Source organism: Micromonospora sp. NPDC047644 (assembly GCF_040704315.1).
Taxonomy (GTDB): Bacteria; Actinomycetota; Actinomycetes; order Mycobacteriales; family Micromonosporaceae; genus Micromonospora.
Map to the genome: position 1 here is coordinate 319,972 of NZ_JBEYSY010000001.1, position 21,727 is coordinate 341,698.

General features: G+C 71.5%; 20 protein-coding genes. 3 read left to right on the plus strand and 17 right to left on the minus strand.

Annotation, left to right across the window (positions count from 1 at the left end; all coding sequences use genetic code 11):
• Positions 1 to 131: 131 nt before the first annotated feature.
• Positions 132 to 1,232: an AI-2E family transporter gene (locus AB0877_RS01490; RefSeq protein ID WP_366605639.1), complete on the plus strand. Its 1,101-nt coding sequence runs from the start codon at positions 132 to 134 to the stop codon at positions 1,230 to 1,232.
• Between the two features lie 3 nt (positions 1,233 to 1,235).
• Here AB0877_RS01490 and AB0877_RS01495 read toward each other — a convergent pair whose 3' ends face one another.
• Positions 1,236 to 1,886 (minus strand): alpha/beta fold hydrolase, encoded by a 651-nt coding sequence (locus AB0877_RS01495; RefSeq protein ID WP_366605641.1) that lies wholly within the window; start codon positions 1,884 to 1,886, stop codon positions 1,236 to 1,238.
• A gap of 191 nt (positions 1,887 to 2,077) precedes the next feature.
• Between AB0877_RS01495 and AB0877_RS01500 the strand changes: the two genes are divergently transcribed.
• Entirely contained in the window at positions 2,078 to 2,272 is a 195-nt protein-coding gene (locus tag AB0877_RS01500) for a hypothetical protein (RefSeq protein ID WP_366605643.1), read from the plus strand.
• Positions 2,273 to 2,371: 99 nt separating this feature from the next.
• On the opposite strand, the gene AB0877_RS01505 is transcribed toward AB0877_RS01500, so the two are convergent.
• The 9 genes from AB0877_RS01505 to AB0877_RS01545 form a co-directional block, all read right to left on the minus strand.
• Positions 2,372 to 4,744, minus strand: coding sequence for a glycoside hydrolase family 65 protein (locus tag AB0877_RS01505; RefSeq protein ID WP_366605644.1), 2,373 nt, complete (start codon positions 4,742 to 4,744; stop codon positions 2,372 to 2,374).
• Positions 4,741 to 5,544, minus strand: a complete 804-nt coding sequence (locus AB0877_RS01510; RefSeq protein ID WP_366605645.1) for a beta-phosphoglucomutase family hydrolase — start codon at positions 5,542 to 5,544, stop codon at positions 4,741 to 4,743. Before AB0877_RS01510 ends, AB0877_RS01505 begins: the two co-directional genes overlap by 4 nt.
• Before the next feature lie 59 nt (positions 5,545 to 5,603).
• Entirely contained in the window at positions 5,604 to 6,068 is a 465-nt protein-coding gene (locus AB0877_RS01515; RefSeq protein ID WP_366605647.1) for a DUF4442 domain-containing protein, read from the minus strand.
• Positions 6,069 to 6,142: 74 nt separating this feature from the next.
• A complete protein-coding gene (locus tag AB0877_RS01520) occupies positions 6,143 to 7,441 on the minus strand; it encodes an ABC transporter ATP-binding protein (protein WP_366605648.1) in 1,299 nt (432 codons plus the stop codon).
• A 124-nt stretch (positions 7,442 to 7,565) separates the two neighbouring features.
• On the minus strand, positions 7,566 to 9,776 hold the full coding sequence (locus AB0877_RS01525; protein WP_366605650.1) for a bifunctional glycosyltransferase family 2 protein/CDP-glycerol:glycerophosphate glycerophosphotransferase: 2,211 nt from the start codon (positions 9,774 to 9,776) through the stop codon (positions 7,566 to 7,568).
• A 14-nt stretch (positions 9,777 to 9,790) separates the two neighbouring features.
• The gene (locus tag AB0877_RS01530; RefSeq protein WP_366606161.1) at positions 9,791 to 11,830 is read right to left on the minus strand and encodes a DUF5941 domain-containing protein; all 2,040 of its coding nucleotides are present in this window, start codon (positions 11,828 to 11,830) and stop codon (positions 9,791 to 9,793) included.
• 11 nt (positions 11,831 to 11,841) lie between these two features.
• Positions 11,842 to 12,588 (minus strand): ABC transporter ATP-binding protein, encoded by a 747-nt coding sequence (locus AB0877_RS01535; protein ID WP_357355862.1) that lies wholly within the window; start codon positions 12,586 to 12,588, stop codon positions 11,842 to 11,844.
• A gap of 1 nt (position 12,589) precedes the next feature.
• Positions 12,590 to 13,417, minus strand: a complete 828-nt coding sequence (locus AB0877_RS01540; RefSeq protein ID WP_366605651.1) for an ABC transporter permease — start codon at positions 13,415 to 13,417, stop codon at positions 12,590 to 12,592.
• A 71-nt stretch (positions 13,418 to 13,488) separates the two neighbouring features.
• Positions 13,489 to 14,859 carry an L-serine ammonia-lyase gene (locus tag AB0877_RS01545; protein WP_366605653.1) on the minus strand — a complete coding sequence of 457 codons (1,371 nt, stop codon included), beginning with the start codon at positions 14,857 to 14,859 and terminating at the stop codon, positions 13,489 to 13,491.
• A gap of 421 nt (positions 14,860 to 15,280) precedes the next feature.
• Between AB0877_RS01545 and AB0877_RS01550 the strand changes: the two genes are divergently transcribed.
• Entirely contained in the window at positions 15,281 to 15,490 is a 210-nt protein-coding gene (locus AB0877_RS01550; RefSeq protein ID WP_030486383.1) for a PspC domain-containing protein, read from the plus strand.
• An 82-nt stretch (positions 15,491 to 15,572) separates the two neighbouring features.
• Here AB0877_RS01550 and AB0877_RS01555 read toward each other — a convergent pair whose 3' ends face one another.
• The 7 genes from AB0877_RS01555 to pdxH all read right to left on the minus strand — a co-directional run bounded on the left by AB0877_RS01555 (position 15,573) and on the right by pdxH (position 21,717).
• Positions 15,573 to 16,442 (minus strand): DUF4230 domain-containing protein, encoded by an 870-nt coding sequence (locus AB0877_RS01555; protein ID WP_366605655.1) that lies wholly within the window; start codon positions 16,440 to 16,442, stop codon positions 15,573 to 15,575.
• Positions 16,443 to 16,541: 99 nt separating this feature from the next.
• Entirely contained in the window at positions 16,542 to 17,705 is a 1,164-nt protein-coding gene (locus tag AB0877_RS01560) for an acyl-CoA dehydrogenase family protein (protein WP_366605657.1), read from the minus strand.
• A 44-nt stretch (positions 17,706 to 17,749) separates the two neighbouring features.
• Positions 17,750 to 18,055, minus strand: a complete 306-nt coding sequence (locus tag AB0877_RS01565) for a type II toxin-antitoxin system VapB family antitoxin (protein WP_030329612.1) — start codon at positions 18,053 to 18,055, stop codon at positions 17,750 to 17,752.
• Positions 18,056 to 18,242: 187 nt separating this feature from the next.
• On the minus strand, positions 18,243 to 18,845 hold the full coding sequence (locus tag AB0877_RS01570; RefSeq protein ID WP_366605659.1) for a nitroreductase family protein: 603 nt from the start codon (positions 18,843 to 18,845) through the stop codon (positions 18,243 to 18,245).
• On the minus strand, positions 18,845 to 19,774 hold the full coding sequence (locus AB0877_RS01575) for an aldose 1-epimerase family protein (protein WP_366605661.1): 930 nt from the start codon (positions 19,772 to 19,774) through the stop codon (positions 18,845 to 18,847). Before AB0877_RS01575 ends, AB0877_RS01570 begins: the two co-directional genes overlap by 1 nt.
• A gap of 18 nt (positions 19,775 to 19,792) precedes the next feature.
• Positions 19,793 to 21,091 (minus strand): MFS transporter, encoded by a 1,299-nt coding sequence (locus tag AB0877_RS01580; protein WP_366605663.1) that lies wholly within the window; start codon positions 21,089 to 21,091, stop codon positions 19,793 to 19,795.
• Positions 21,088 to 21,717 (minus strand): pyridoxamine 5'-phosphate oxidase, encoded by a 630-nt coding sequence (gene pdxH / locus AB0877_RS01585; protein ID WP_366606163.1) that lies wholly within the window; start codon positions 21,715 to 21,717, stop codon positions 21,088 to 21,090. Before pdxH ends, AB0877_RS01580 begins: the two co-directional genes overlap by 4 nt.
• Between the last annotated feature and the right edge of the window lie 10 nt (positions 21,718 to 21,727).

Below are 21,727 nucleotides of genomic sequence, written 5' to 3' on the forward strand. Positions count from 1 at the left end.
GGACGTGATCGGCGAACACCCACCGGCGTCACTCCGGCCGACGTACGATCCGCGCGGGCGACGGCCAGCGAATCGGGTGTCGGGGCACGACCGACCGGGTACCGACCTCGTCGACATCGAGGAGGACCGACATGGCCGCAGAGGTACCCGGACCGACAGGCGGCCCCGGGCCGCGCCAGACCTGGGCGGCGCTGCCGTGGCTGGTCCGGACCGCCGTGTTGTGGAGCGCCTGCCTGGTGGTGATCGCCGCCGGGCTCTACCTGCTCGGCCGGATCGCCGTCCTGTTGGCGCCGCTGGCCATCGCGCTGGCCGCCACCATCTTCCTCACCGCGCTGCTGGATCCGGTCCTGCTGCTGCTGCGCCGGTTGCGCCTGCCAGCGGCGCTGGCCGCGCTCTGCACCGTACTGCTGCTGCTCGGCATCCTGGTCGGCGTCGGCGCCCTGGTCTGGAACCTGACCGCCAGCCAGTTCGATCAGCTCAGCCAGGAGTTGACGCAGGGGGTCGATCGCAGCCGGGACTTCGTGACGTCCACCCTGCCGGTCAGCGAGGCACAGCTGGACCGCCTGGTCGACCAGGCCCGGGAGGGGCTCAGCGGCAGCTCCCCGGACCCGGTGGCCGGCGCCCGGACCGCCACCGAGGTCTTCGGCTCCGCGCTGCTGGCTCTGGTGCTGCTCTTCTTCCTGCTCAAGGACGGCCGGTCCATGTGGCACTGGGTGCTGTCCCGGGTCTCCGGCCCGAACCAACCCGTGCTGGCCGAGGCCGGCCGTAACGGGTGGCAGACGCTGGGCGCGTACAGCCGGGGCACGATGTTCATCGCCGCGGTCGACGCGCTGGGCATCGGGCTGGCTCTGGTGGTGCTGCGGGTGCCACTCGCCCTGCCGCTGGCGTTGATCACGTTCCTCGGTGGGTTCGTGCCGATCATCGGGGCGACGGTGGCCGGCGCGGTGGCGGTGCTGGTGGCGCTAGCCGCCAACGGTCCGACCACAGCACTGCTCACTCTCGCGGCGGTGATCGCCGTCCAGCAGATCGAGGGCAACCTGCTGGAGCCGCTGGTCATGAAGCGGCAGGTCCGACTGCATCCGGCGGTGATCCTGGTGGCGGTCACCGCTGGCACGCTGATCGCGGGCATCGCTGGCGCCTTCGTCAGCGTCCCGATCACCGCCGTCCTCTGGCGCGTCATCGACACCGTCCAGCAGCGCCGCTCGGCCGCGGCCCTGCTGCCCTCGGACTGATCATCACCGACCGAGGTGCGTGGTGAACCAGGCGCCAGCCTGATCGGCGATCTGCTCAAGGGTGCCGGGCTCCTCGAAGAGGTGGGTGGCACCGGCGATCACCCGCAACTCGCCGACCTCCCCCAACTCGGCCAGCGCCCGCTCGTTGAGTGTGATCACCTCTTCGTCCAGCCCGCCGACCAGAAGCAACGTCGGGGTACGCACCTGGGTCAGCGCGTTCCCGGCCAGGTCCGGCCGACCACCCCGGCTGACCACCGCGGCCACCCGATCGGCGCGGGACGACGCCGCGACCAGGGCGGCGGCGGCACCCGTGCTGGCTCCGAACAGCCCGATCGGCGCATCGCCGGCAGGACGCTCGACGGCCAGCCAGTCGACGATCCCGGCCAGCCGGCTGGCCAGCAGCCCGATGTCGAAGCGCAGTTCGGCTGTGCGCGCGTCCACCTCGTCCTCGGCCGGGGTGAGCAGGTCCGCCAGCACCGTGCCGAGCCCACGGTCGTTCAGCGTCCGGGCCACCGCCACGTTGCGCGGGCTGTGCCGGGAACTGCCGCTGCCGTGGGCGAACAGCACCACGCCGACCGGCTGGGCAGGCAGCGTCAGGTCGGCGGCGAGTTGGGCGTCCCCGACCGGAACGGTCACGCTGCGCTGCTGGTCCATGCCCCACCTCCGTGTCCTCGCCGGTGGCCCGGGTACCCCGCCCACCGCCGGGCACGCACGCCGCGACGGCGTTAACCGCGGGCCGTGGGCCCGCCGCCGGGCCGCGTTTGTCGGCTGGGGCGTCGGGTACGCGACGAGCGACCGCAGACCGTGTCGGCGCAGCCGCGCCCCGACGGATCGCGAGGATCGCCATGGCCAAGCAGCAGATTTCCCGGCAGCAGCAGCTGACCGAGCGAGCCCAGCGTGAACAGGACGCCGGGCGCAACCAGGACGTCGGGGACCAGGATTTCGGTGATCAGGCCGCTTCGGCCCGGCTGCCCGACGATCCGAAGGCGGCGGCGCCCCGGGACGCGATCGGGCGTCCGTCGACCGGCGAGCCGGTCTGATCGACTGTGACCGGCGAACCGGTCCGATCAACTGTGACCGGCGAGCCGGTCTGATCGACGGCGCGGGCGGGCGGGGCGGGGAGACTCCCGCCCCGCCCGTCACTGTTCGCGTTCGGGCAACCGCAGCAGCGGGGACCGGCCCGGCGGCTGCTCGGGCGGCGGGCCGGACGGTTCGGCCGGCGGCACGGGCACCGTCACCGGCTCGTCGCAGGTCACCCGCAGCAGCTGGTCATGGTGGCGCAGCTCCACCACATCGTCCGGGCCGCCGTGTCGCAGCGAGTACGTCGTCTGGTGCGGCCGGACATCCACCCGCAGCGACAACCCCCGCCACTGGAGTGAGAACTCCAACCGGCTGAGTCGGCTGGAGAGCCGGGGGGCGAAGGACAGCTCGCCGTCGTGGTCGCGTAGACCGCCGAACCCGCTGACCAGGGCGAGCCACGCGCCGGCCAACGACGCCATGTGTACGCCGTCGCGGGTGTTCTCGTTGAGGTCGTGCAGGTCCATCAGCGCGGCCTCGCGCAGGTAGGTGTGCGCGAGTTCGGGGTGGCCCACCTCGGCGGCGAGCACCGACTGGGTGCACGCCGACAACGACGAGTCGCGGACGGTGCGGCGCTCGTAGTAGAGGAAGTTGCGCACCTTCTCCTCGGCGGTGAAGGCGTCCCCCCGCCAGTGCATGGCGAGGACCAGGTCGGCCTGCTTCACCACCTGCTTGCGGTACAGCTCGAAGTACGGGTAGTGCAGCAGCAGCGGGTACTTCTCCGCCGGTGTGTGCGTGAAGTCCCATTCCTGGAGTCGGGTGAAACCCTCCACCTGCTCGTGGACCTCAAGCTCCTCGTCGTACGGGACGTGCATGGAGGTGGCGGCGTCGCGCCAGCTCGCGGCCTCCTCGTCGGTGACGCCGAGGTGGAACGCCTCGTCCCGGTGGCGCATGACCACGTCGGCGGCGGCGAGCAGGTTCCGCTGCGCCATCAGGTTGGTGTAGACGTTGTCGTTCTTCACCGCGGTGTACTCGTCCGGGCCGGTGACCCCGTCGATGTGGAACTGCCCGTGCCGGTCGTGGTGGCCGATCGAGCGCCACAGCCGGGCGGTCTCCACCAGCAGCTCCAGCCCGATCTCCCGTTCCAGCTGGGTGTCCCCGGTGACCATCACGTAGCGGCGCACGGCGTCGGCGATGTCGGCGGCGATGTGGAAGGCTGCCGTCCCGGCCGGCCAGTAACCGGATGATTCCGGGCCGCCGATGGTGCGCCAGGGGAAGGCGGCGCCCTTGAGGTTGAGCGTCTCGGCGCGTTCCCGCGCCGAGTCCAGCGTGCTGTGTCGCCACTGCAACGCGCTGCGCACCGCGCTCGGCTGGGTGTACGTGAGCACCGGGAGGACGAACATCTCGGTGTCCCAGAAGGCGTGGCCGTCGTAACCGGGGCCGGTCAGCCCCTTCGCCGAGATCGGCCGTTGCTCGGCCCGCGCGCCGGCCTGCAACACGTGGAAGAGCCCGAACCGGACCGCCTGCTGCACCTCCGGGTCGCCCTCGACCAGCACGTCGGAGGCATCCCAGAACGCGTCGAGGTAGTTGCGCTGCTCCCGGTGCAGCCCGTCCCATCCGTCGAGCCGGGCGCCGGCCAGTGCCGCGCCGACCTGGTCGCGCAACGCCGGCAGGGACCGGCGACTCGACCAGCTGTACGTCAGATACTTGATCACCCGCAGCTTCTCGCCGGGCTGGAGCACGCAGGCGATGGTGGTCCGCACCCAGTCCTGGTACCCCTCGGACTCGATGGTGGTGTGGTCCGGGCCGTGCACCTCGTGCTCCATGGCGGCGGCGACCCGCAGACCCGAGACCTTCGTGCGGTGGATCAGCTGGCCTCCGTCGGGGGTGGTCAGCTCCTCCTCGGCCTGGAGTGGCGACTCCAGTACCGCCGCGACCCGGGGGTCCTTGCTCTGCGCGGGCAACGACTCGTTCGCCACCAGCTCGGACTGCACGATCAGCCGCAGCGGGCCGTCGACGGCCTCCACCTCGTAGCTGATGGCGGCCACGGACCGCTGGGTGAACGAGACGAGACGGGTGCTGCGGACCTTGACCTCCCGGCCGGCGGGCGAGCGCCAGTGCAGCTCGCGGTGCAGCGTGCCGGCCCGCAGGTCGAGGATCCGCTCGTGGGCGATCAGCTCGCCGTACCGCACGTCGAGCGGTTCGTCGTCGACCAGCAGCCGGATCAGTTTGCCGTTGGTGACGTTGACGATGGTCTGTCCGGACTCGGGAAAGCCGTAGCCCGCCTCCGCGTACGGCAGTGGACGCAGCTCGTAGAACGAGTTGAGGTAGGTGCCGGGCAGGCCGTGCGGTTCGCCCTCGTCGAGGTTGCCTCGCAGGCCGACGTGCCCGTTGGAGAGCGCGAAGACCGACTCCGACTGGGCCAGCACGTCCATGTCCAGCCGCGTCTCCCGGACGTGCCACGGCTCGACCGGGTAGGCGCGCTCCCGGATCATCCAGAGCCCCGTTCGGCGGCGAGCGGGTCGGTCGCGGTGCGGTTCGGCGCCGGGGGGTTGGCGCCGTCCAGCAGGTCGGCGAGGTCGGTCACCACGATGTCGGCCCCGTGGGCCAGCAACTCGTCGGCCTGCCCGACCCGGTCGACGCCGACCACGTAGCCGAAGCCACCGGCGCGGCCGGCGGCCACCCCGGAGAGCGCGTCCTCGAAGACGGCGGCCTGCGTCGGGTCGACGCCGAGCAGCCTGGCTCCGGCGAGGAACGAGTCGGGGTGTGGTTTGCCGCGCAGCCCCTGCGTGCGGGCGACGATCCCGTCCACCCGGGCCTCCAGCAGCGGCTCCAGCCCGGCGGCGGCGACCACCTCACCCCCGTTCGCGCTGGCGGTGACCACGGCGCGGCGGAGCCCGGCGGCGGTCGCCGCCTTGAGATAGCGCACCGAGCCCGGGTAGACCTCGACGCCTGCGGTACGCAGACGGTGCAGCAGCAGGACGTTCTTGCGGTTGCCCAGGCCGTTGACGGTCTCCGCCTCCGGCGGATCGTCCGGGCCGCCCTCGGGCAGCACGATCCCTCGGGAGGCGAGGAAGGACCGGACGCCGTCGGCCCGGGGGCGGCCGTCGACATAACGGTTGTAGTCCGGGCCCGGGTCGAACGGTTGGAACGGTTCGCCGGAGGTCGTGGCGCGCTGGCGGAGAAACTCGTCGAACGTCTGCGTCCAGGCGGCGTTGTGTACGCGGGCGGTCTGCGTCAGCACACCGTCCAGGTCGAAGAGACAGGCGGTCACGTGAGCAGGTAGGCCCAGCACGGTACGAATCTATCCACCCTGCTGGGCCCGCAAACCCATTTCAGCCGCCCTGAGGCGTTTCAGTTCGGTCGCAGCGTCCAGATCACCGTCATCTCCGAGGTCGGCTTGCCGTCCTCGGTGCTGATCTGGACCGCGACAGGGAATTCCGGGCGTCGACCGGCGGCCAACTCCTCGGTCACCTCGGCCGCCGGCCGGCCGAGGCGCGCGGTGGCCAGCACCGGACCCATGGCGAGTTTCCGGTAGGCGATCTCGGCCCGGACGGCCAGTGGCACGGCCCGGTCGAGCAGTTGCCCGAAGGCGGCCAGCACGACCGCGCCGGAGGCCGTCTCGCCGAGGGTGAACATCGCGCCGGCGTGCGGCCCGCCGATGTGGTTGTGGGTGGCCGCCGAGTCGGGCAGCCGGACGACCGCCCGGACACCGCCCTCCGCCTCGGGCGCCACCTCGACGAACTCGATACCGAGCGTGCGAGCGAACGGCACCGCTTCCAACATGCCGGCCGCCACCTGGCGGGAGTCGATAGTCATGGCCTGACGTTACTAACCGGTAACCAGGCCGGCAACCAGCGCCTTCGCCGCCAGAGCGGCACGGTCAGTCGCCGTCAGCGCCAACCCACGTCGATCCGGTCGCCCCGCTCGTCGAAGAAGTGCAGCGCGTCCATCCGTACCGAGACGGCCAGCGGGTGACCGGCGCTGACCGCCGGGTACGGCGCCAGCCGCACCGCCAGCTCCGCCGGGCGACGGTGGTGCCGGCCCGGATCGGGAAGCACGCTGGTCTGGACGCCACTGGCCGGGGCCTCCTGCGCATCCACCGGCTTGCCGGTGAGCCGCTGCATCACCGAGCCGAAGCGGCGGAGGCCACGTTGGCCGACCGGCGGCGGTTCGAGCGGGGCACCCATCTCGTCGACCACGATCGCGGTCGCGCCGATGTCGAGGAACGCCAACGACTCGTGCCCGTGGTGCTCCAGATAGCGGATCCGCCCGCGCAGCACGTCGCCGGGGGTGTCCGGTGCGACCGGGGTGAGCGCCTCGGCCCTCATGCCGACCACGATCCGCTCGCCGTGGTAGTGCGCCACCGCCCGACTGCGAATGTCGTTCCAGGGCAGGTAGAGCGACTGGTCACCCAGGTTGAGCGTGACGTACCGGTCGAGATGGACGTAGACCGACGCCTCCAGCAGGTTCATCCGTGGGCTGCCCAGGAATGCCGCGACGTAGAGCGTCGCCGGCCGGCCGTACACCTGGGTCGGTGTGCCCACGTCCTGGAGCACGCCGCGGCGCATGATCGCCACCCGGTCGGCCATGGTGAGCGCCTCGGCCTGGTCGTGTGTGACGTAGACAGTGGTGACGCCCAGCTCGCGGGTCAGGCCGGAGATCTCCGCGCGCAACTCGGCGCGCAGGCCGCTGTCCAGGTTGGACAGCGGCTCGTCCATCAGGAACAGGCCGGGCCGGCGGACGATCGCGCGCCCCATCGCCACCCGCTGCCGCTGCCCGCCGGAGAGCTGACCCGGCTTGCGGGCCAGCACGTCACCGATGCCCAGCGCGCTCGCCACGTCGCTGACCCGCTCGCCCCGCGGCTCGGGCTCGACCCCGGCCAGCCGCAACGGAAAGGCGATGTTGTCGCCGACCGTCATGTGCGGGTAGAGGGCGAAGTCCTGGAAGACCATGGCGATCCTGCGGTCGCGTGGGGGGAGGTCGTTCGCCAACTCCCCGTCGAGCATGACCGCGCCGGTGGTCGGCTCCTCCAGCCCGGCGATCATTCGCAGCACTGTCGACTTGCCGCAGCCGGAGGGCCCGAGCAGCACCATGAACTCGCCGTCGTTCACATCGAGGTTGATGCTGTCGACGGCCAATGTGCCATCTCGGAAAACCTTGGTCACATCCTTGAGCGTGACGGTGCTCACCGTCTTCCCCCCCAGCGCGTCGGCCGAACCCCCCAAGACTGTGACCAGGATCATGGGTTTGTGACATCGGGTAAACGTCTCATGTTCGATCGATGACACTGCTATTACACGACAGAAACCGCGATCAGCAGCGTGTGGACCGCTCGTCCGGCTCGCCGAGGAACACCTGCCGCACCACCCGCTCCGCCGCCCGCCCGTCGTCCAAGGTGCAGAACCGGGCCCGGAAATGCTCCCGGGCCTTGGTCGCCGCGTCCGAGCGCACCCCGTCGGTGCGGAACAGATCGAGCAGATCGGCGAAAGTGGAGGCCACCGCCCCCGGCGGTTCGGCGGTGACGTCGAAGTAGACCCCCCGGGCCAGCCGGTACGCCTCCCAGTCCGGGGTGTAGAGCACGATCGGCCGATCCAACACCGCATAGTCGAACATGGCCGATGAGTAGTCGGTGACCAGCACATCCGCCACCAGGTACAGATCCTCCACCCGTTGGTGGCCGCTGACGTCACGAACCCGCTCCCAGCCCCTCGGCTGGCCGGGACGTCGGTCACGGTCGTGGAAGTAGTGGCTGCGCATCAGCAGCCGGCCCGAGTCACCCAGCGCCGCGACGAACCGGTCCGGGTCGAACGGTGGCCGGTAGCCGGGCAGGTGCTCGCGGTGCGTCGGGGCGTACAGGACAACCTGCTCGTCGGGGTCGAGGCCGAACTCCGCGCGGAGTCGGCGCACCTCGTCCGGACCCGCGGTGACCAGGCGGTCGTTGCGCGGGTAGCCCACCTCCAGCGTGGTGTACGTGGCCGGGTACGCCCGGTCCCACATCTGGGTGGAGAAGCTGTTGGCGCTGACGCTGTAGTCCCAGCGGTCCACCCGGCGCAGCAGCCCTGCGAAGTCCATCCGGCCCGCGCCGATCGGGTAGCGCTGCTGATCCAGCCCCATCACCTTGACCGGCGTGCCGTGGTGGGTCTGCACGTGCACCTGTTCCGGTCGCTTGCGGACGAAGTCCGGAAAGTTGACGTTGTTGACCAGCCACCGGGCGCGGGCGAGCACCCGGTAGTACGCCGGCGTGCCGGCCACCACGTACTCCACTCCGGGCGGTACGGCCTCCACCCGGTCCCGGCGTACCACCCACACCCCGCGCACCCCCGGCGCCAACCGGCGGGCGACCTCGTAGATGGCCGCCGGGTTGCAGGAGTAGCCCCGGTACCAGTACGCCGCGTACACCGCGAGCGTCGGGTCGACCGGCCGCCGCAACTCGGCCCGGTAGTACTCACGCAGCAGCCCGTCCCGGGTCAGCCGGGCACCGCGCCGGGCGACCGGGCCGACCCTGCGCCGCGCGGAGCGGGCCCGCCGGCGGGCGGAGTCGCGGGCCCGGCTGGCGGCCCGCAACGCGCTGAAGGTGCGCCACCGGCCGGAGGCGACGAGCTTGTGCTTGATCCCCTCGACCCCGTCCGGCACCGGGTATCCGCCGGGCGGCAGCCAACGCTCGTAGTCCGCGGTGATCTGCGCGAAGAACGCCTCCCGCAGCTCCGGGGCGATCCGCTGACCATTGCCGAGCACGGTCAGGTAGTGCCAGATCATCCGTTCGAAGACCGCCGGCCGCAGGGCCTCCGTCGCCGGCCCCCACGAATCCATCAGGTGGAAGACCCGGTGCCACTGCGGGAAGACCTCGAAGTGCCGGTCACCCCGGGTCCGGGTGATCGCGCCGGCGCGGCGCTGGCGGTAGTTGACGCAGACCCGGTCCAGTACGCCGATCCGGTGTGCGGCCATCAGCACCGGGTAGCTGAAGGAGACGTCCTCGTACCAGCCGGGCGCGAAACGCAACCCCAGGTCGGCGAGGAACTCCCGACGGACCAGCCGGTTCCACGCGGTGTGCAGCAGGTGCATCGCCTGCGGCCGGTCCCGCAACCGGAAGGTGCCCGGCCCCGGGGACTCCGGAAACACCTCGGCCATCGCGCTGCGGGTGGCGGTGTCGTTCCAGTGGGTGCGGACGTGGTCGACCAGCAGGACGTCCGGGCGGGTGACCCGCAACCGTTCGGCGACCTCGGTCAGGCACTCCGGAGCGAGCCAGTCGTCACCGTCGAGAAACCACACGTACTCGCCGACGGCCCGGTCCAGCCCGATGTTCCGGGCCGGACCGAGGCCGACGTTCTCCGGCAGCCGGACCGAGTGGACCCGCCGGTCGCGGGCCGCGTACTCGTCGATGATGTCGCCGCTGGCGTCCGGCGAGCAGTCGTCGACGGCGATCACCTCGATGTCGGTCTCCGGCTGACCGAGGATGGAGTCCAGGCACTCCCGCAGGTATCCCTGCACCCGGAAGGCCGGCACCACGAAGCTGATCAGAGTCATCCGGCCGCCCTCCGTCAGCGCGGCGCGACACCTCCAGCGCCCGCCGGCGCCACCGACGCCCGCGCGCTACGGGCCGGTCGCACGAACCAGGCCAGGACGACGCTCACCACGAAAACCACGAGAAGGTACGCACCGAGTGTAGCCAGTCCGATACCCGCAATGCCGGCGATCGCCGCGAGGGCCAGCAGCACCGAGCGCCCCTCCCAGCCCAGCGTCGCCGCGTGCAGGGGCGGTGCCGCCTGCCGCTTCTCCAGCCGGGCGGTCAGGTCGTAGTGGTGCACGGTGAGCACGAGGACGTACCCGAAGATCAGCCAGCCGGGTGCCGCGCCGACCACCCCGACCGCGATGGCGAACAGGTACTCGGCGCCCCGCAACGCCGCGGGCACCAGCCAGTCCAGCGGGCCGTTGTGCGCCGCACCGGCCCCGAGGCCACCGATGAGCAGCACCAGCAGCGCCACCGGCACCGCCCAGCGCAGCCCGTCCGGGGCGTCGCTCAGCAGAGCCGCCACCAGGAGGGCCGCCGGGCCGAGCGCGGCGATCACCGCCAGGGTCAGCGGGCCCATCGGGCGGACCACCGGCAGCCAACGGGCCAACGGGCCGTCGTCGCGGTGCAGGGTGGCGTCGACCGTGTCCAGCACCGGCACCCACATCCACCGGGCCCGCAGGGTCCGCAGCGCCCCGGTGTACGCGAACGCCAGGACCCCCCAGACCAGCACCGCGATCAGGCTGACCAGTGGGTTGAACAGCGCCACGGTCAGCGCGATCAGTGCCCACCGCTCACCGATCGGGAAGACCACCGTCCGCTTCAGCCAGTACGACACCGACCCGGTGTCCGCCTGCACCCGGGTCGACGCGGCGTTGAGCCGGTCGCCGATCCCGCCGCTGGCGTTCGTGGCCGTACGCGGGCGGCGGGCCGCCTCGTCGTGCAGCACCCCGTACCACGTGTCGGTCATGTGCCGGACGGTCTGCAACGTCATCGCGGCGATCGCGAGCGCCCACCCGTTGCCCAGCCCGGCATGGCTCACACCGAAGCCCAGCCCGGCGTAGACCAGGTACTCCTTGGCCCGGTCCGCCATGGTGTCCAGCCAGCCACCCCAGGCGCTGAAGTGCCGGGTGTAGCGGGCCAGTTGGCCATCGACACAGTCGAGCACGAAGCCGAGGTAGAGCAACACCGCGCCACCGACCAGCGCGGGCCGCCCACCGACTCCGAACAGCACCGCCGCGCCGAGCGCGAAGAGCACGGAGATCACCGTCACCCCGGTCGGGGTGAGCCGGAGCCGGGCCGAGAGCCGGACCAGGTACGGCGACCAGGTGCTGACGAAGTAGGTGGAGAAGAAGTCGTCCTTCTCCTTCACCGACAGCCGCAACTCGGCCCGGTCCTCGTCGACAGCGGTCACCGCCGCCTCGGCAGCGGTGAGCCCGGCCGGGTCCTCGACCCGGTGGGCGACGAGCAGGCGTACCCGCTGGGCGAAGACCAGGGTGCCGAGCGCCGTGAGGCCCGCGAAGAGCCGGTCCACGGCGGAACCGGGGCCACCGGCCGCCACCGACCCGCCGGCCCCGCCGGTCGCCGGCAGCGGTGCCACGTCGCCGGTCGGGCCGATCGGGGCGGCGACCGGAAGCAGCCCGGACGCGGCGGCCCGGGCGGCGGCCGCGAGGGTCGGCAGGTCGTCCACGCCGACCCGCAGCGCGCCGCCGAACACGCCGGTGGCGGCCCCGTCGAGGGCGTCCAACGCGCCGGCGTCGACCACCTGGCCGCGCTCCTCCCGCACGGCGGTCCGACCGGGCACCGGCGGGTCGCCGAGCACCAACGCCACGGTGGGGCCCACCGGGTTGGTGGCCAGGTGCCGCAGTACGGCGGTGTGCGCGACCAGATCCGTGCCGGTGATCAGCACCGGGGCGGTCGCGGTGGTGACCAGGTCGGACAACTCGTCGAGGGTGGCGGCGAAGCGCACCTGGGCCGCCCCGGCCTGGCGCAGCTGGGCGGCCAGCCGGTCGGCCAGTTGCTCACCTGTCGCCGTGGTGAGGCCCGCCGCGGACGTTCCGGCGGCGAGCACGATCGCGAGCGTCACCGCGGAACCGCTGCGTGGTACGCGTCGAGCGCCTCGGCGATGGTGCCGTCGAGCGTCAACCGGCCCGCGTCGAGGTACAACCCCCGACGACAGAACCGGGTCAGGTCCTTTTCGTTGTGTGACACCAGCACCAGCGTGCGCCCCTCCCCGAGCAGACGATCAATCGTCGCGTAACACTTCTTGCGGAACTCCGCGTCCCCGACCGCGGTCACCTCGTCCATCAGCAGGATCGGGTGCGGCAGGTGCGAGATGATCGCGAAGCCCAACCGCACCTTCATCCCCGACGAGTAGTGCCGCACGGACGTGTCGATGGCCCGTTCCACCTGCTCGCCGGCGAACTCGACGATCTCGTCGAAGTGCCGCTTCAGGTAGCTCGTCGACAGTCCGTGCAGCCCACCGACGAGGTGCAGGTTCTCCCGCCCGGTCAGGTCGTTGGAGAAACCGGCGGACAACTCCAGCAACGGCGCCACCGCGCCGTGCACCCGGATGCCGCCCTCGTCCGGGATGAGCACCCCGGCGATCAACCGCAGCAGGGTGCTCTTGCCGGTGCCGTTACGTCCGATCACCCCGACCGTCTCGCCGGGTTCGACGGTGAACGACACGTCCCGCAGCGGCCAGAATTGGCCGGGCAGCGCACCGCGGGCGCCCCGGTGGATGAACAACTCCCGCAGGCGGAGCTGACGGCGACGGTTGCGGACGAACCGAATGCCCAGGCCGTCGGCCTCGATGATCGGCGCGGCCACCTCACAGCTCCTTGAGCACGGCGGGCTCCAACCGGCGGAACGACCACCAACCGGCGGCCAGCACCAGCAGGCTGCCGGCGATCGTGGTGGCGAGCAGTCGGGCGTCCGGGAACTCGTCCGGATACCAGATCGCGTGGTGCAGTTGGAAGATCCCGACCAGCGGGTTCAGCTCGTACGCCACCTTCAGCCAGCCGGGCAGCCCGGACTCCCGGACCAGGCTGAGCGGATAGATGATCGGTGTGGCGTAGAACAGCACCCGAATGATCAGCCGCATCAGCCGTTCCACGTCGCGCATGAGCACGTTCCAGGCGGACAGCAGCAGGGCGAGCCCGGTCAACAGGACCGCCTGGACGGCCACCGCCAGCGGCAGGGAGAGCAGCGACCAACCCGGGTGGATCCGACCGTGCACCGCGTAGATCACCGCGATGGCGATCAGGATCGGCAGGCCGGCCGCGTACTCGGCGAACCGGCCGGTGACCCGGCCGATCGGAAACACCTGACGCGGGACGTTCATCGTGGTGATCAGCCGGGACTGCCCGGTCAGCGCGTTCGTCGCCTCGCTCAGCGCGGAGCTGGTCCACATCCAGGCGAAGATGCCGGTGATCAGGAACAACGGGTACGACCCGGCCGCCTCACCGAGGTGCCGACCGGTGTCGGAGGAGTAGAGCACCCCGAAGACGAACCAGTAGATGGCGCCCATGCCGAGCGGCTCGATCAACGACCAGAAGTAGCCCAGCACCGACTGCTGGTACTTGACCGCGAGATCCCGCCTGACCAGGATGCGCAGCGAGTTGCGGTGCGACCACAACGCCGCGACGCCAGAGGTCACCGCAGCCTCCCGCCTCCTGAAACGGACGACAGGTTAGCAGTCGGTGAACGATTGCCCCGAATCGACCGGACTCAGCACTCGATCACGTTGACGGCCAAACCGCCACGCGCCGTCTCCTTGTACTTGACCTTCATGTCGGCGCCCGTCTCCCGCATGGTCTTGATGACCTTGTCCAGGGACACCTTGTGCACCCCGTCGCCGCGCAACGCCAACCGGGCGGCCGTGATCGCCTTGATGCTAGCCACCGCGTTCCGCTCGATGCAGGGGATCTGCACCAGGCCACCCACCGGGTCACAGGTCAACCCGAGGTTGTGCTCCATCCCGATCTCGGCCGCGTTCTCCACCTGCTCTGGGGTGCCCCCGAGCGCCTCGGCCAGCCCCGCCGCCGCCATCGAACACGCCGAACCGACCTCACCCTGGCAGCCCACCTCGGCGCCCGAGATCGAGGCGTTCTCCTTGAACAGCACACCGATCGCGCCCGCCGTCAGCAGGAACCGCACCACACCCTCGTCATCGGCGTCCGGCACGAACCGGGTGTAGTAGTGCAGCACCGCCGGAATGATCCCGGCCGCGCCGTTGGTCGGCGCGGTGACCACCCGGCCGCCCGCCGCGTTCTCCTCGTTGACCGCCAGCGCGAACAGCGTCACCCAGTCCATCGCGTGCAGCGGGTCGGCCGACCCGGCCTCCGCCTCCAGGCCACGCCGCAGCTCCGCCGCGCGCCGCCGGACCCTCAACCCCCCAGGGAGTACGCCGTCGCGCTCGCAGCCGTTGCGCACGCACTCCTGCATCACCCGCCAGATCTCCAGCAGACCGGCCCGGATGTCCGCCTCACTGCGCCAGGAACGCTCGTTGGCGAGCATCACCTCGCTGATCGACAGCCCGGTGCGGGTGGTGACGTCGAGGAGTTGCGCCCCGGTCAGGAAGGGGTACCGCACCACGGTGCTGTCCGGCTTGATCCGGTCCGCCCCGGCAGCGGCCTCGTCGACCACGAACCCGCCACCCACCGAGTAGTAGGTGCGGCTGCGCAGCTCGGCGCCGGTCCGGTCGTACGCCGCGAAGGTCATCCCGTTCGGGTGGTACGGCAACGACCGGCGGCGGTGCAGCGTCAGATCCCGATCCGGGTCGAAGTCGATCTCGTGCGCGTCGAGGATGTTGATCCGCCGCTCGGCCCGGATCCGCTCGACCCGAGGGCCGACGGTGTCCGTGTCGACGGTCTCCGGCGACTCGCCGGCCAACCCGAGCAGCACCGCCGGACCACTGCCGTGGCCGTGCCCGGTGGCACCGAGCGAGCCGAACAACTCGGCCTGCACCCGCGCCGTGTCGCTGAGCAGCCCGTCGGCCTTCAGCCCTCCGACGAACGTCCGCGCGGCCCGCATCGGCCCCACCGTGTGTGAGCTGGACGGCCCGATACCGACGCTGAAGAGGTCGAAAACACTGATCATGGCTGCGCTTCCTCGCCGTCGTCCCGGCGTACGGGACCCGGCCGGGTCGTGACCGCCGGTCTGGCGGCCCCGCTGGTGACCGTCCGGGGTATGGGTGCCGGCCTCCCGGGGTGTGGAAGGCCGATCAACCAGCCTACCCGCCCAGCTCACCGCCGACCCGGTCCGGCACGTGAACACCCGACCGCCATCTCCCGCCCGCCCCGCGCCCCGCCCCGCCTGGCCGGTCCCCGCTCGCACGAGCGGCGCGCACCAGACGGCCGCGACGGACGGGCTCGCGGGAGGCGTCAGCGAGGGGTTACCCGGGTAAAGCACCTACGGGTCCACGGGTCGCCACTCCTCCTCGGGACCGAGGGCGAGGTGGCCATCCCTTTCTACCGTGGATTGCAGACGCGGCGCACCGCCGCAGAGTGGGAGTACGACGATGAGTCGCAAACTGGTTCGACCCCGCGAGGGGCGCATGATCGCTGGTGTCTGCGCCGGTCTCGGGCGGCGGTTCGGCATGTCGGCCGGAATGGTCCGGCTGCTGTTCCTGCTGTCTCTGCTGCTGCCCGGCACGCAGGTGATCGTCTACCTGATCCTGTGGGTGCTGATGCCGAACGAGGACCGCTACCTCGCGTCCACCGGACACTGACCCCGCCCCACACCCCCACGGAACCGGAAGCGCCCGCTCCGACGGAGGTCGGTGCGGGCGCTTCGGCGTACGGGAGGGCAGGTCAGGGGGCGATGTAGGTGACCGTGATCTGCTGGTAGCCGAGGGAGCGGAGCAGCCCCTCCAGCATCTTGCGGGTGTTCTCCTCGGCTCGGGCCGACAGCCCGCTGTCCCGGGCGGCGGCGGTGATCCGCTCCTCGGCGAGCTGGTAGACCTGCTGCTGCCGGTTGGGGTCGTTGCCGACCAGGTCACCGAGTCGGTTGAGCAGACCGCGCTGCTCGGCGAAGACGTAGCTCTTCTCCATGTCGAGGTTGGTCTCACCGAGTTGCGGCGCGGGCAGCTTGATCTCGACGGACTTGCCGTCGGCGGACTGGACGACGGCGCCCTCACCGATCTTGGTGAAGTCGACGTACGCCTCGACGCTGCCGGCCCCGACGAACAGGGTGCGCTCGTTGAGCAGGAAGTCCGGGACGTTGCGCCGGTCGTTCTGCGTGTCGACCACGACCTGGAAGTTGCCCTCCGCGGCCACGTAGCGGCTGAGGTCCTGGATCGACTTCAGCAGCGGTGGCTGACTGCGGTCGGTCTGCTCCTTGGCGAACGGGTTGCGGAACTCCGGCAGGATGCCGGTCGCCTGAATGCCGAGCAGCACGACCACGGCCAGCGCGGCGGCGCCGAGCAGCAGGAGCAGACCGCGGGCCGCCCCACCGCCACCACCACCACCACCGACGGGGCCGTCGCCACCGCTCGTCGGGCCACCGGGACCTCCAGGCCCACCGGGGCCGGCGGGTCCACCGGGGCCGGCCGGCTCGCCGGGGCCACCCGGCGTCTCCGTGGTCCACCCGGGTGTCGCGGTCGACCGCGCCTTGAGATCGTCACCGGTCGGGTAACCGGGGAACTCTCTCGTGGGCTCGTTGCTGCCAGCGTCGCGGGCCATCACGCTCACCGTCCTCGTCAGACACGTCGTCTGTCAATGACGGTACGGCCCCGATACGACAGTCGCGCGGCGAGCGCCAGGAAGCGACAAACGAGCAGGTCAGGCGAATGCGGAGAGCCCGGTCAGCCGCTGCCCGATGACCAGTTGGTGGATCTCCGAGGTGCCCTCGTAGGTCAGCACGCTCTCCAGGTTGTTGGCGTGCCGCATCACCGGGTACTCGCCGGACACACCGTTGGCCCCGAGGATGGTGCGGCACTGCCGGGCGATGGCCAGCGCCTCCCGCACGTTGTTCAGCTTGCCCACACTGACCTGCTCGGGCCGCAACCGCCGGGCGTCGGCGAGGCGGCCCAGGTGCAGCGCGAGCAGTTGCCCCTTCACCAACTCGACGGCCATGTCGGCGAGCTTCGCCTGAGTGAGTTGAAACCCGGCCAGGGGGCGACCGAACTGGGTGCGGGTGCTCGCGTACGCCAGTGTGGTTTCGAGGCAGTCGCGGGCCGCGCCGACCGCGCCCCAGACGATGCCGTAGCGGGCCTCGGTCAGGCAGCTCAGCGGGGCCTTGAGCCCGACCGCCTCGGGTAGTTGGGCGTCGCCCGGCAGCCGCACGTCGTCGAGCACGATCTCGCCGGTCACCGACGCGCGCAGCGACATCTTGCGGCGGATCTCGCGGGCCGAGACGCCGGGGGTGTCCATGGGTACGGCGAAACCCCGTACGCCCTCGTCGGTGCGCGCCCAGATCACCGCGACGTCCGCGATCGGGGCGTTGGTGATCCACATCTTTCCGCCGGTGAGCACCCAGTCGTCGCCGTCGCGGCGGGCCCGGGTGGCCATCGACGCGGGGTCGGAGCCGTGATCCGGCTCGGTCAGGCCGAAGCAGCCGATCGCCTCGCCGGTGGCCATCGACGGCAGCCACCGTTGCTTCTGCTCCTCGCTGCCGTAGCGCCAGATGGCGTACATGGCCAACGACCCCTGCACGGAGACCAGGGAGCGGAGGCCGGAGTCGCCGGCTTCCAACTCCTGGCAGGCCAGGCCGTAGGCGACAGCGGAGGCGCCGGCGCAGCCGTAGCCGGTCAGGTGCATGCCGAGCAGGCCGAGCTTGCCGAACTCACGGGCCAGCTCCCGGGCGGGCACCCGGCCGTCCTCGTACCACTCGGCGACGTGGGGTCGCACCCGGTCGTCGACGAGTTGGCGGACGACGTCGCGGATCTGCCGCTCCTCCTCGCTGAGCGACGGGTCCAGGTCGAGCAGATCCAGCGCAGCGGTCATGGACGCCACCCTAACGAAGGTTCAGCGCGGGCAAGAAGGGCTCGTCACTCGATGGGCTCGGAGAGCACCAGCACCCGCGCGTGGATCTGGTTGCGCTGCTGGAGCGCCGCGCGCAGCGCCCGGTGCAGCCCGTCCTCCAGGTAGAGCCCGCCGTTCCACTGCACGACGTGCGGGAAGAGGTCACCGTAGAAGGTCGAATCCTCGGCGAGGAGCTTGTCCAGCGCCAGCTCGCGCTTCGTGGTGATCATCTGATCCAGGCGCAGTGGCCTCGGCGGGATCTCCGCCCACTGCTTGAGCGTCAGATTGTGCTCCGGATAGGGACGCCCGTCCCGGACCGCTCTGAAGATCACGACGGCACGCTCCCCTCCCCGTGGCCGGGCCGACCGACGGCGCCGAGCCGGGCCGCGGCGGGCACCGCGCGGCGCGGCACCGATGACCGTGCCAGCCTAGCCGCCCAGCGCACGCTACGTTCTGCTCCCTGATGTCAGTTTCGCTATCGCTCGTCCGATCCTCAACCGGACGAACGGGACGTCCGCGTCAGTTCCACCGGCCGCGCCGCACCACTTCGTCCATCGGGCGACGTCCACGGCGCAACGACGGTGACCGATGGTCAGCCGCACGGTAACCGATTGTGACGGCACCGATGGGTTGGTACTCCGCCGGCACGCCGAACGCGTCCCGGTAGGCGGCGAGCCGCTGCTGCGGAATGCCGAAGAAGCACGCCCCCAGCCCCTCGTCCACCGCGGTGAGCAGCATCAGCAACGCCGCGAATCCGGCGTCCACGTGCCAGTACGGCACCGGCCACCGGTCCGCGGACTGATCCGTCCAGCCCTTGTCCGGCTCCGCGTACCGCCGCAGGTAGGCCGACTCGTTGGCGTGCGGCACCACGATCAGGGGTGCCCGGCGCATGCCCGCGAGCCAACGCTCCCGCCCACCGCCGTCGGGGGTGGTGGCCGCCCAGAACCGCTCCCGATCGGCCGACTCCTCCAACACCAGAAAGCCCCAGCCCTGGGCGAAGCCGGCCGACGGCGCGCGGACCGCGTGGTCGAGCAACCGGTCCACCACGTCGGGCGGGACCGGGCGGTCCGGGTCGTAGTTGCGCACCATCCGCCGTCGGCGGACGACCTCGGCGAACTCCATCAGGCGCCGGGGCGGATGCCCCAGGCACCTCGCCAGGTCGCGCCGGGCTTGAGGGTGAGCAGGTCCCGGCCCGACCGGAACGCGTCCGGTGGGCAGGTCATCGGCTCGATCGCCACCGAACGGCGGTGCCGCTCGCCGGTGAGGGCGTCCCCGGTGAACACCTGCCACCAGCCGAACTCGGCGTCCGCCCAGATGCTCACCCCGGCCGAACCGTCCGGCGCGGCGAGGCTCACCGACGAACCGCCGTCAGCGTCCCGGATCACCTCGCCGAAGCAGGAGTCCAGCACGGCAGCGCCGATCCGGCGGGGGCTGGTCCAGTCGTACTCGGTGCCGGCCACCGGGGTGACCCCCACCGGCAGCAGCCGACCGTCCACCAGCACGCGGCTGCGGGTGGGCAGCCGCATCACCAGGTCGTCCACCGCGACGCCCGGCAGTTGCAGGTACGGGTGCACGGAGAAGCCGAACGGGGCGAGCTCCCCGCCGATGTTCGTCACCTCGTGCTCGGCGCGCAGCCCGTCCGCGTCGACGCTCCACCGGCTGCGCAGCCGCAACGGCCACGGGTAGCCGGGCTGCGGCGGCAGGTCGTACCCGACCGTCACGGCGTCCGCCGACTGCTCCAGCAACTGCCACGGCACCCAGTTGACCAGCCCGTGGATGGCCACGTGCCGCTCCGGCTCGGTCAGCGAGAGCTGGTGCGTCCGCCCGTCGAACGAGTAGCGACCATCGCGGATCCGGTTCGGCCACGGTGCCAGCACCTGCCCGGTGCAACCGGGGCAGACCTCGTCGGTCCGGTACCCGTCGAGCAGGTCGACACCGTCGTGCCGGTACGTCCGGAGCCCACCGCCGACCTCCACGATGACGGCCTCGTGGCCGGCGGCGGAGATGGTCCACTGGGCGCCGGAGAACGGGCGCGGATCGGGGCTTTCCATGCCGGCGACACTAACCGGTCAGGTCCGGTTGTCGCTCGACGCCGTCGCCGCCCGGTAGCGCAGCAGCGCCGGGAACGCGACGGCGAGCACCACCACGAGCGCCGCGGAGGCGAGCCCACCGGCCACCCAGGCCACCCCGCCGCCGAACCCGGCGGCCATGGTGCCGGCGCGCAGATCACCCAGGCGTGGGCCACCCGCCACCACCACCGTGTTCACGCCCTGGAGTCGGCCGCGCATCCGGTCCGGCGCGTAGACCAGCAGCATCGACTGACGCAGCACCGCGCTGATCAGGTCGGCGGCACCGGCCACGGCGAGCAGCACGACCATCAACCAGAGCTGGTGGGCCAATCCGGCCGCGGCGATCGCCAGGCCCCAGCCGACCACCGCGAGCACCAGGCCGAGCCCCTGCCGGCGGAGCCGGCCGATCCATCCGGAGGTCAACCCACCGATCATCGAACCGATCGCGATGGCGCTGTAGAGCAGACCGACCGAGCCACCGCCACCGAACCGCTCGTGCGCGATCTCCGGAAAGAGGGCCCGTGGCATGGCGAGGATCATCGCGATCAGGTCCACCCCGAAGGACAGCAGCAGGACCGGGGTGGTGGCCAGGTAGCGGAACCCGTCGACGACGCTGGCCAGACCGGCACGCCGAACCTGGCCGTCGGCGCTGGGCTCGGGCGGGAGCGAGGGCAGCCGCAGCGCCGCCCAGAGCATCGCGGTGAACAGCACCGCGTCCAGCCCGTAGGCGATCGGCAGGACCACAGTGGTGTCCGACGAGGCGGAGAGGATCAGACCGGCGGCGAGCGGGCCGGCTACCGAGGCGGCGGTGAAGGTCGTGTAGTTCAGGGTGGTGGCGGACGCCACCAGGTTCTCCGGCACCAGCCGGGGCAGCATGGCGCTGCGGGCCGGCGAGCTGATCGCGAAGGCCACCGACTGCAACGCCATCAACGCCAGCAGCAGCACCGGGCTGCCCACGTCCAGCACCGCCTGGAGCAGCAGCCCGAGAGTGGATGCCCAGAGCAACAATGAGCCGCCGAGCAGCACCGCACGCCGGTCACGGGCGTCGGCGACCGCGCCACCCCAGAGCCCGAAGACCAGCAACGGTACGAAGGCGGCCACGCCCAGCAGGCCCACCCAGAACGAGTCCCGGGTCAGGGCGTACATCTCCACCGGCACCGCGACGGCGGTGAACTGGAAGCCGAACATCGCCACCGTGTTGCCGAGCCAGAGCCGGCGGTACGCCGGAACCCGCAGCGGACGCACGTCGATCGCCCAGCGGCGCGCTGCGTGCGGCCGGGTCTCCCGCACACCCGTCACGGCGCCAACCGCTCGACGATCCAGCCACCCTCGTCGAGGCGGCGGAAGCGCAGCCGGTCGTGCAACCGGCCGGCCCGGCCCTGCCAGAACTCCACCGACTCGGGTTGGACCCGCAGCCCTCCCCAGTGCGACGGGGTCGGGATCTCGGCCTGATCGGCGAACCGTTCGACCGCCTCCTGGTACCGCTGCTCCAACGCCGCCCGATCCGACACCACCTGGGACTGCGGGCTGGCCCAGGCACCCAGTTGGGAGCCGCGCGGCCGGCTGGCGAAGTACGCCTCGCTCGTGGCGCGGTCGACCGGCGTGACCCGTCCGGCGACCACCACCTGACGCTGCATGGCGAACCACGGAAAGACCAGGCTGGCGTACGGGTTGGCGGTCGCCTCGACGCCCTTGCGCGACAGGTGGTTGGTGAAGAAGACGAAGCCCTCCGGGTCGTACCCCTTCAACAGCACCGTCCGCCCGCTCGGCCGGCCGGCCGAGTCGGCGGTGCCCACCACCATGGCGTTCGGTTCGGGCAGCCCGAAGGCCACCGCGTCGGCGAACCAGCCGTCGAACTGGGTGTGCCAGTCGGCGGCCAGGTCAGCCTCGGTCAGGCCCAGGTCCGCGGCGTACTCGTTACGCATCGCGGCCGGG

What these genes read in the sequence shown, in the direction of transcription:
- AB0877_RS01560 (WP_366605657.1), bottom strand. Translation starts at nt 17,705, where the DNA reads ATGACCGCTGCGCTGGATCTGCTCGACCTGGACCCGTCGCTCAGCGAG.
- pdxH (WP_366606163.1), bottom strand. Translation starts at nt 21,717, where the DNA reads ATGCGTAACGAGTACGCCGCGGACCTGGGCCTGACCGAGGCTGACCTG.
- AB0877_RS01490 (WP_366605639.1), top strand. Translation starts at nt 132, where the DNA reads ATGGCCGCAGAGGTACCCGGACCGACAGGCGGCCCCGGGCCGCGCCAG.
- AB0877_RS01570 (WP_366605659.1), bottom strand. Translation starts at nt 18,845, where the DNA reads ATGGAGTTCGCCGAGGTCGTCCGCCGACGGCGGATGGTGCGCAACTAC.
- AB0877_RS01575 (WP_366605661.1), bottom strand. Translation starts at nt 19,774, where the DNA reads ATGGAAAGCCCCGATCCGCGCCCGTTCTCCGGCGCCCAGTGGACCATC.
- AB0877_RS01550 (WP_030486383.1), top strand. Translation starts at nt 15,281, where the DNA reads ATGAGTCGCAAACTGGTTCGACCCCGCGAGGGGCGCATGATCGCTGGT.
- AB0877_RS01505 (WP_366605644.1), bottom strand. Translation starts at nt 4,744, where the DNA reads ATGATCCGGGAGCGCGCCTACCCGGTCGAGCCGTGGCACGTCCGGGAG.
- AB0877_RS01515 (WP_366605647.1), bottom strand. Translation starts at nt 6,068, where the DNA reads ATGACTATCGACTCCCGCCAGGTGGCGGCCGGCATGTTGGAAGCGGTG.
- AB0877_RS01525 (WP_366605650.1), bottom strand. Translation starts at nt 9,776, where the DNA reads ATGACTCTGATCAGCTTCGTGGTGCCGGCCTTCCGGGTGCAGGGATAC.
- AB0877_RS01555 (WP_366605655.1), bottom strand. Translation starts at nt 16,442, where the DNA reads ATGGCCCGCGACGCTGGCAGCAACGAGCCCACGAGAGAGTTCCCCGGT.
- AB0877_RS01495 (WP_366605641.1), bottom strand. Translation starts at nt 1,886, where the DNA reads ATGGACCAGCAGCGCAGCGTGACCGTTCCGGTCGGGGACGCCCAACTC.
- AB0877_RS01500 (WP_366605643.1), top strand. Translation starts at nt 2,078, where the DNA reads ATGGCCAAGCAGCAGATTTCCCGGCAGCAGCAGCTGACCGAGCGAGCC.
- AB0877_RS01545 (WP_366605653.1), bottom strand. Translation starts at nt 14,859, where the DNA reads ATGATCAGTGTTTTCGACCTCTTCAGCGTCGGTATCGGGCCGTCCAGC.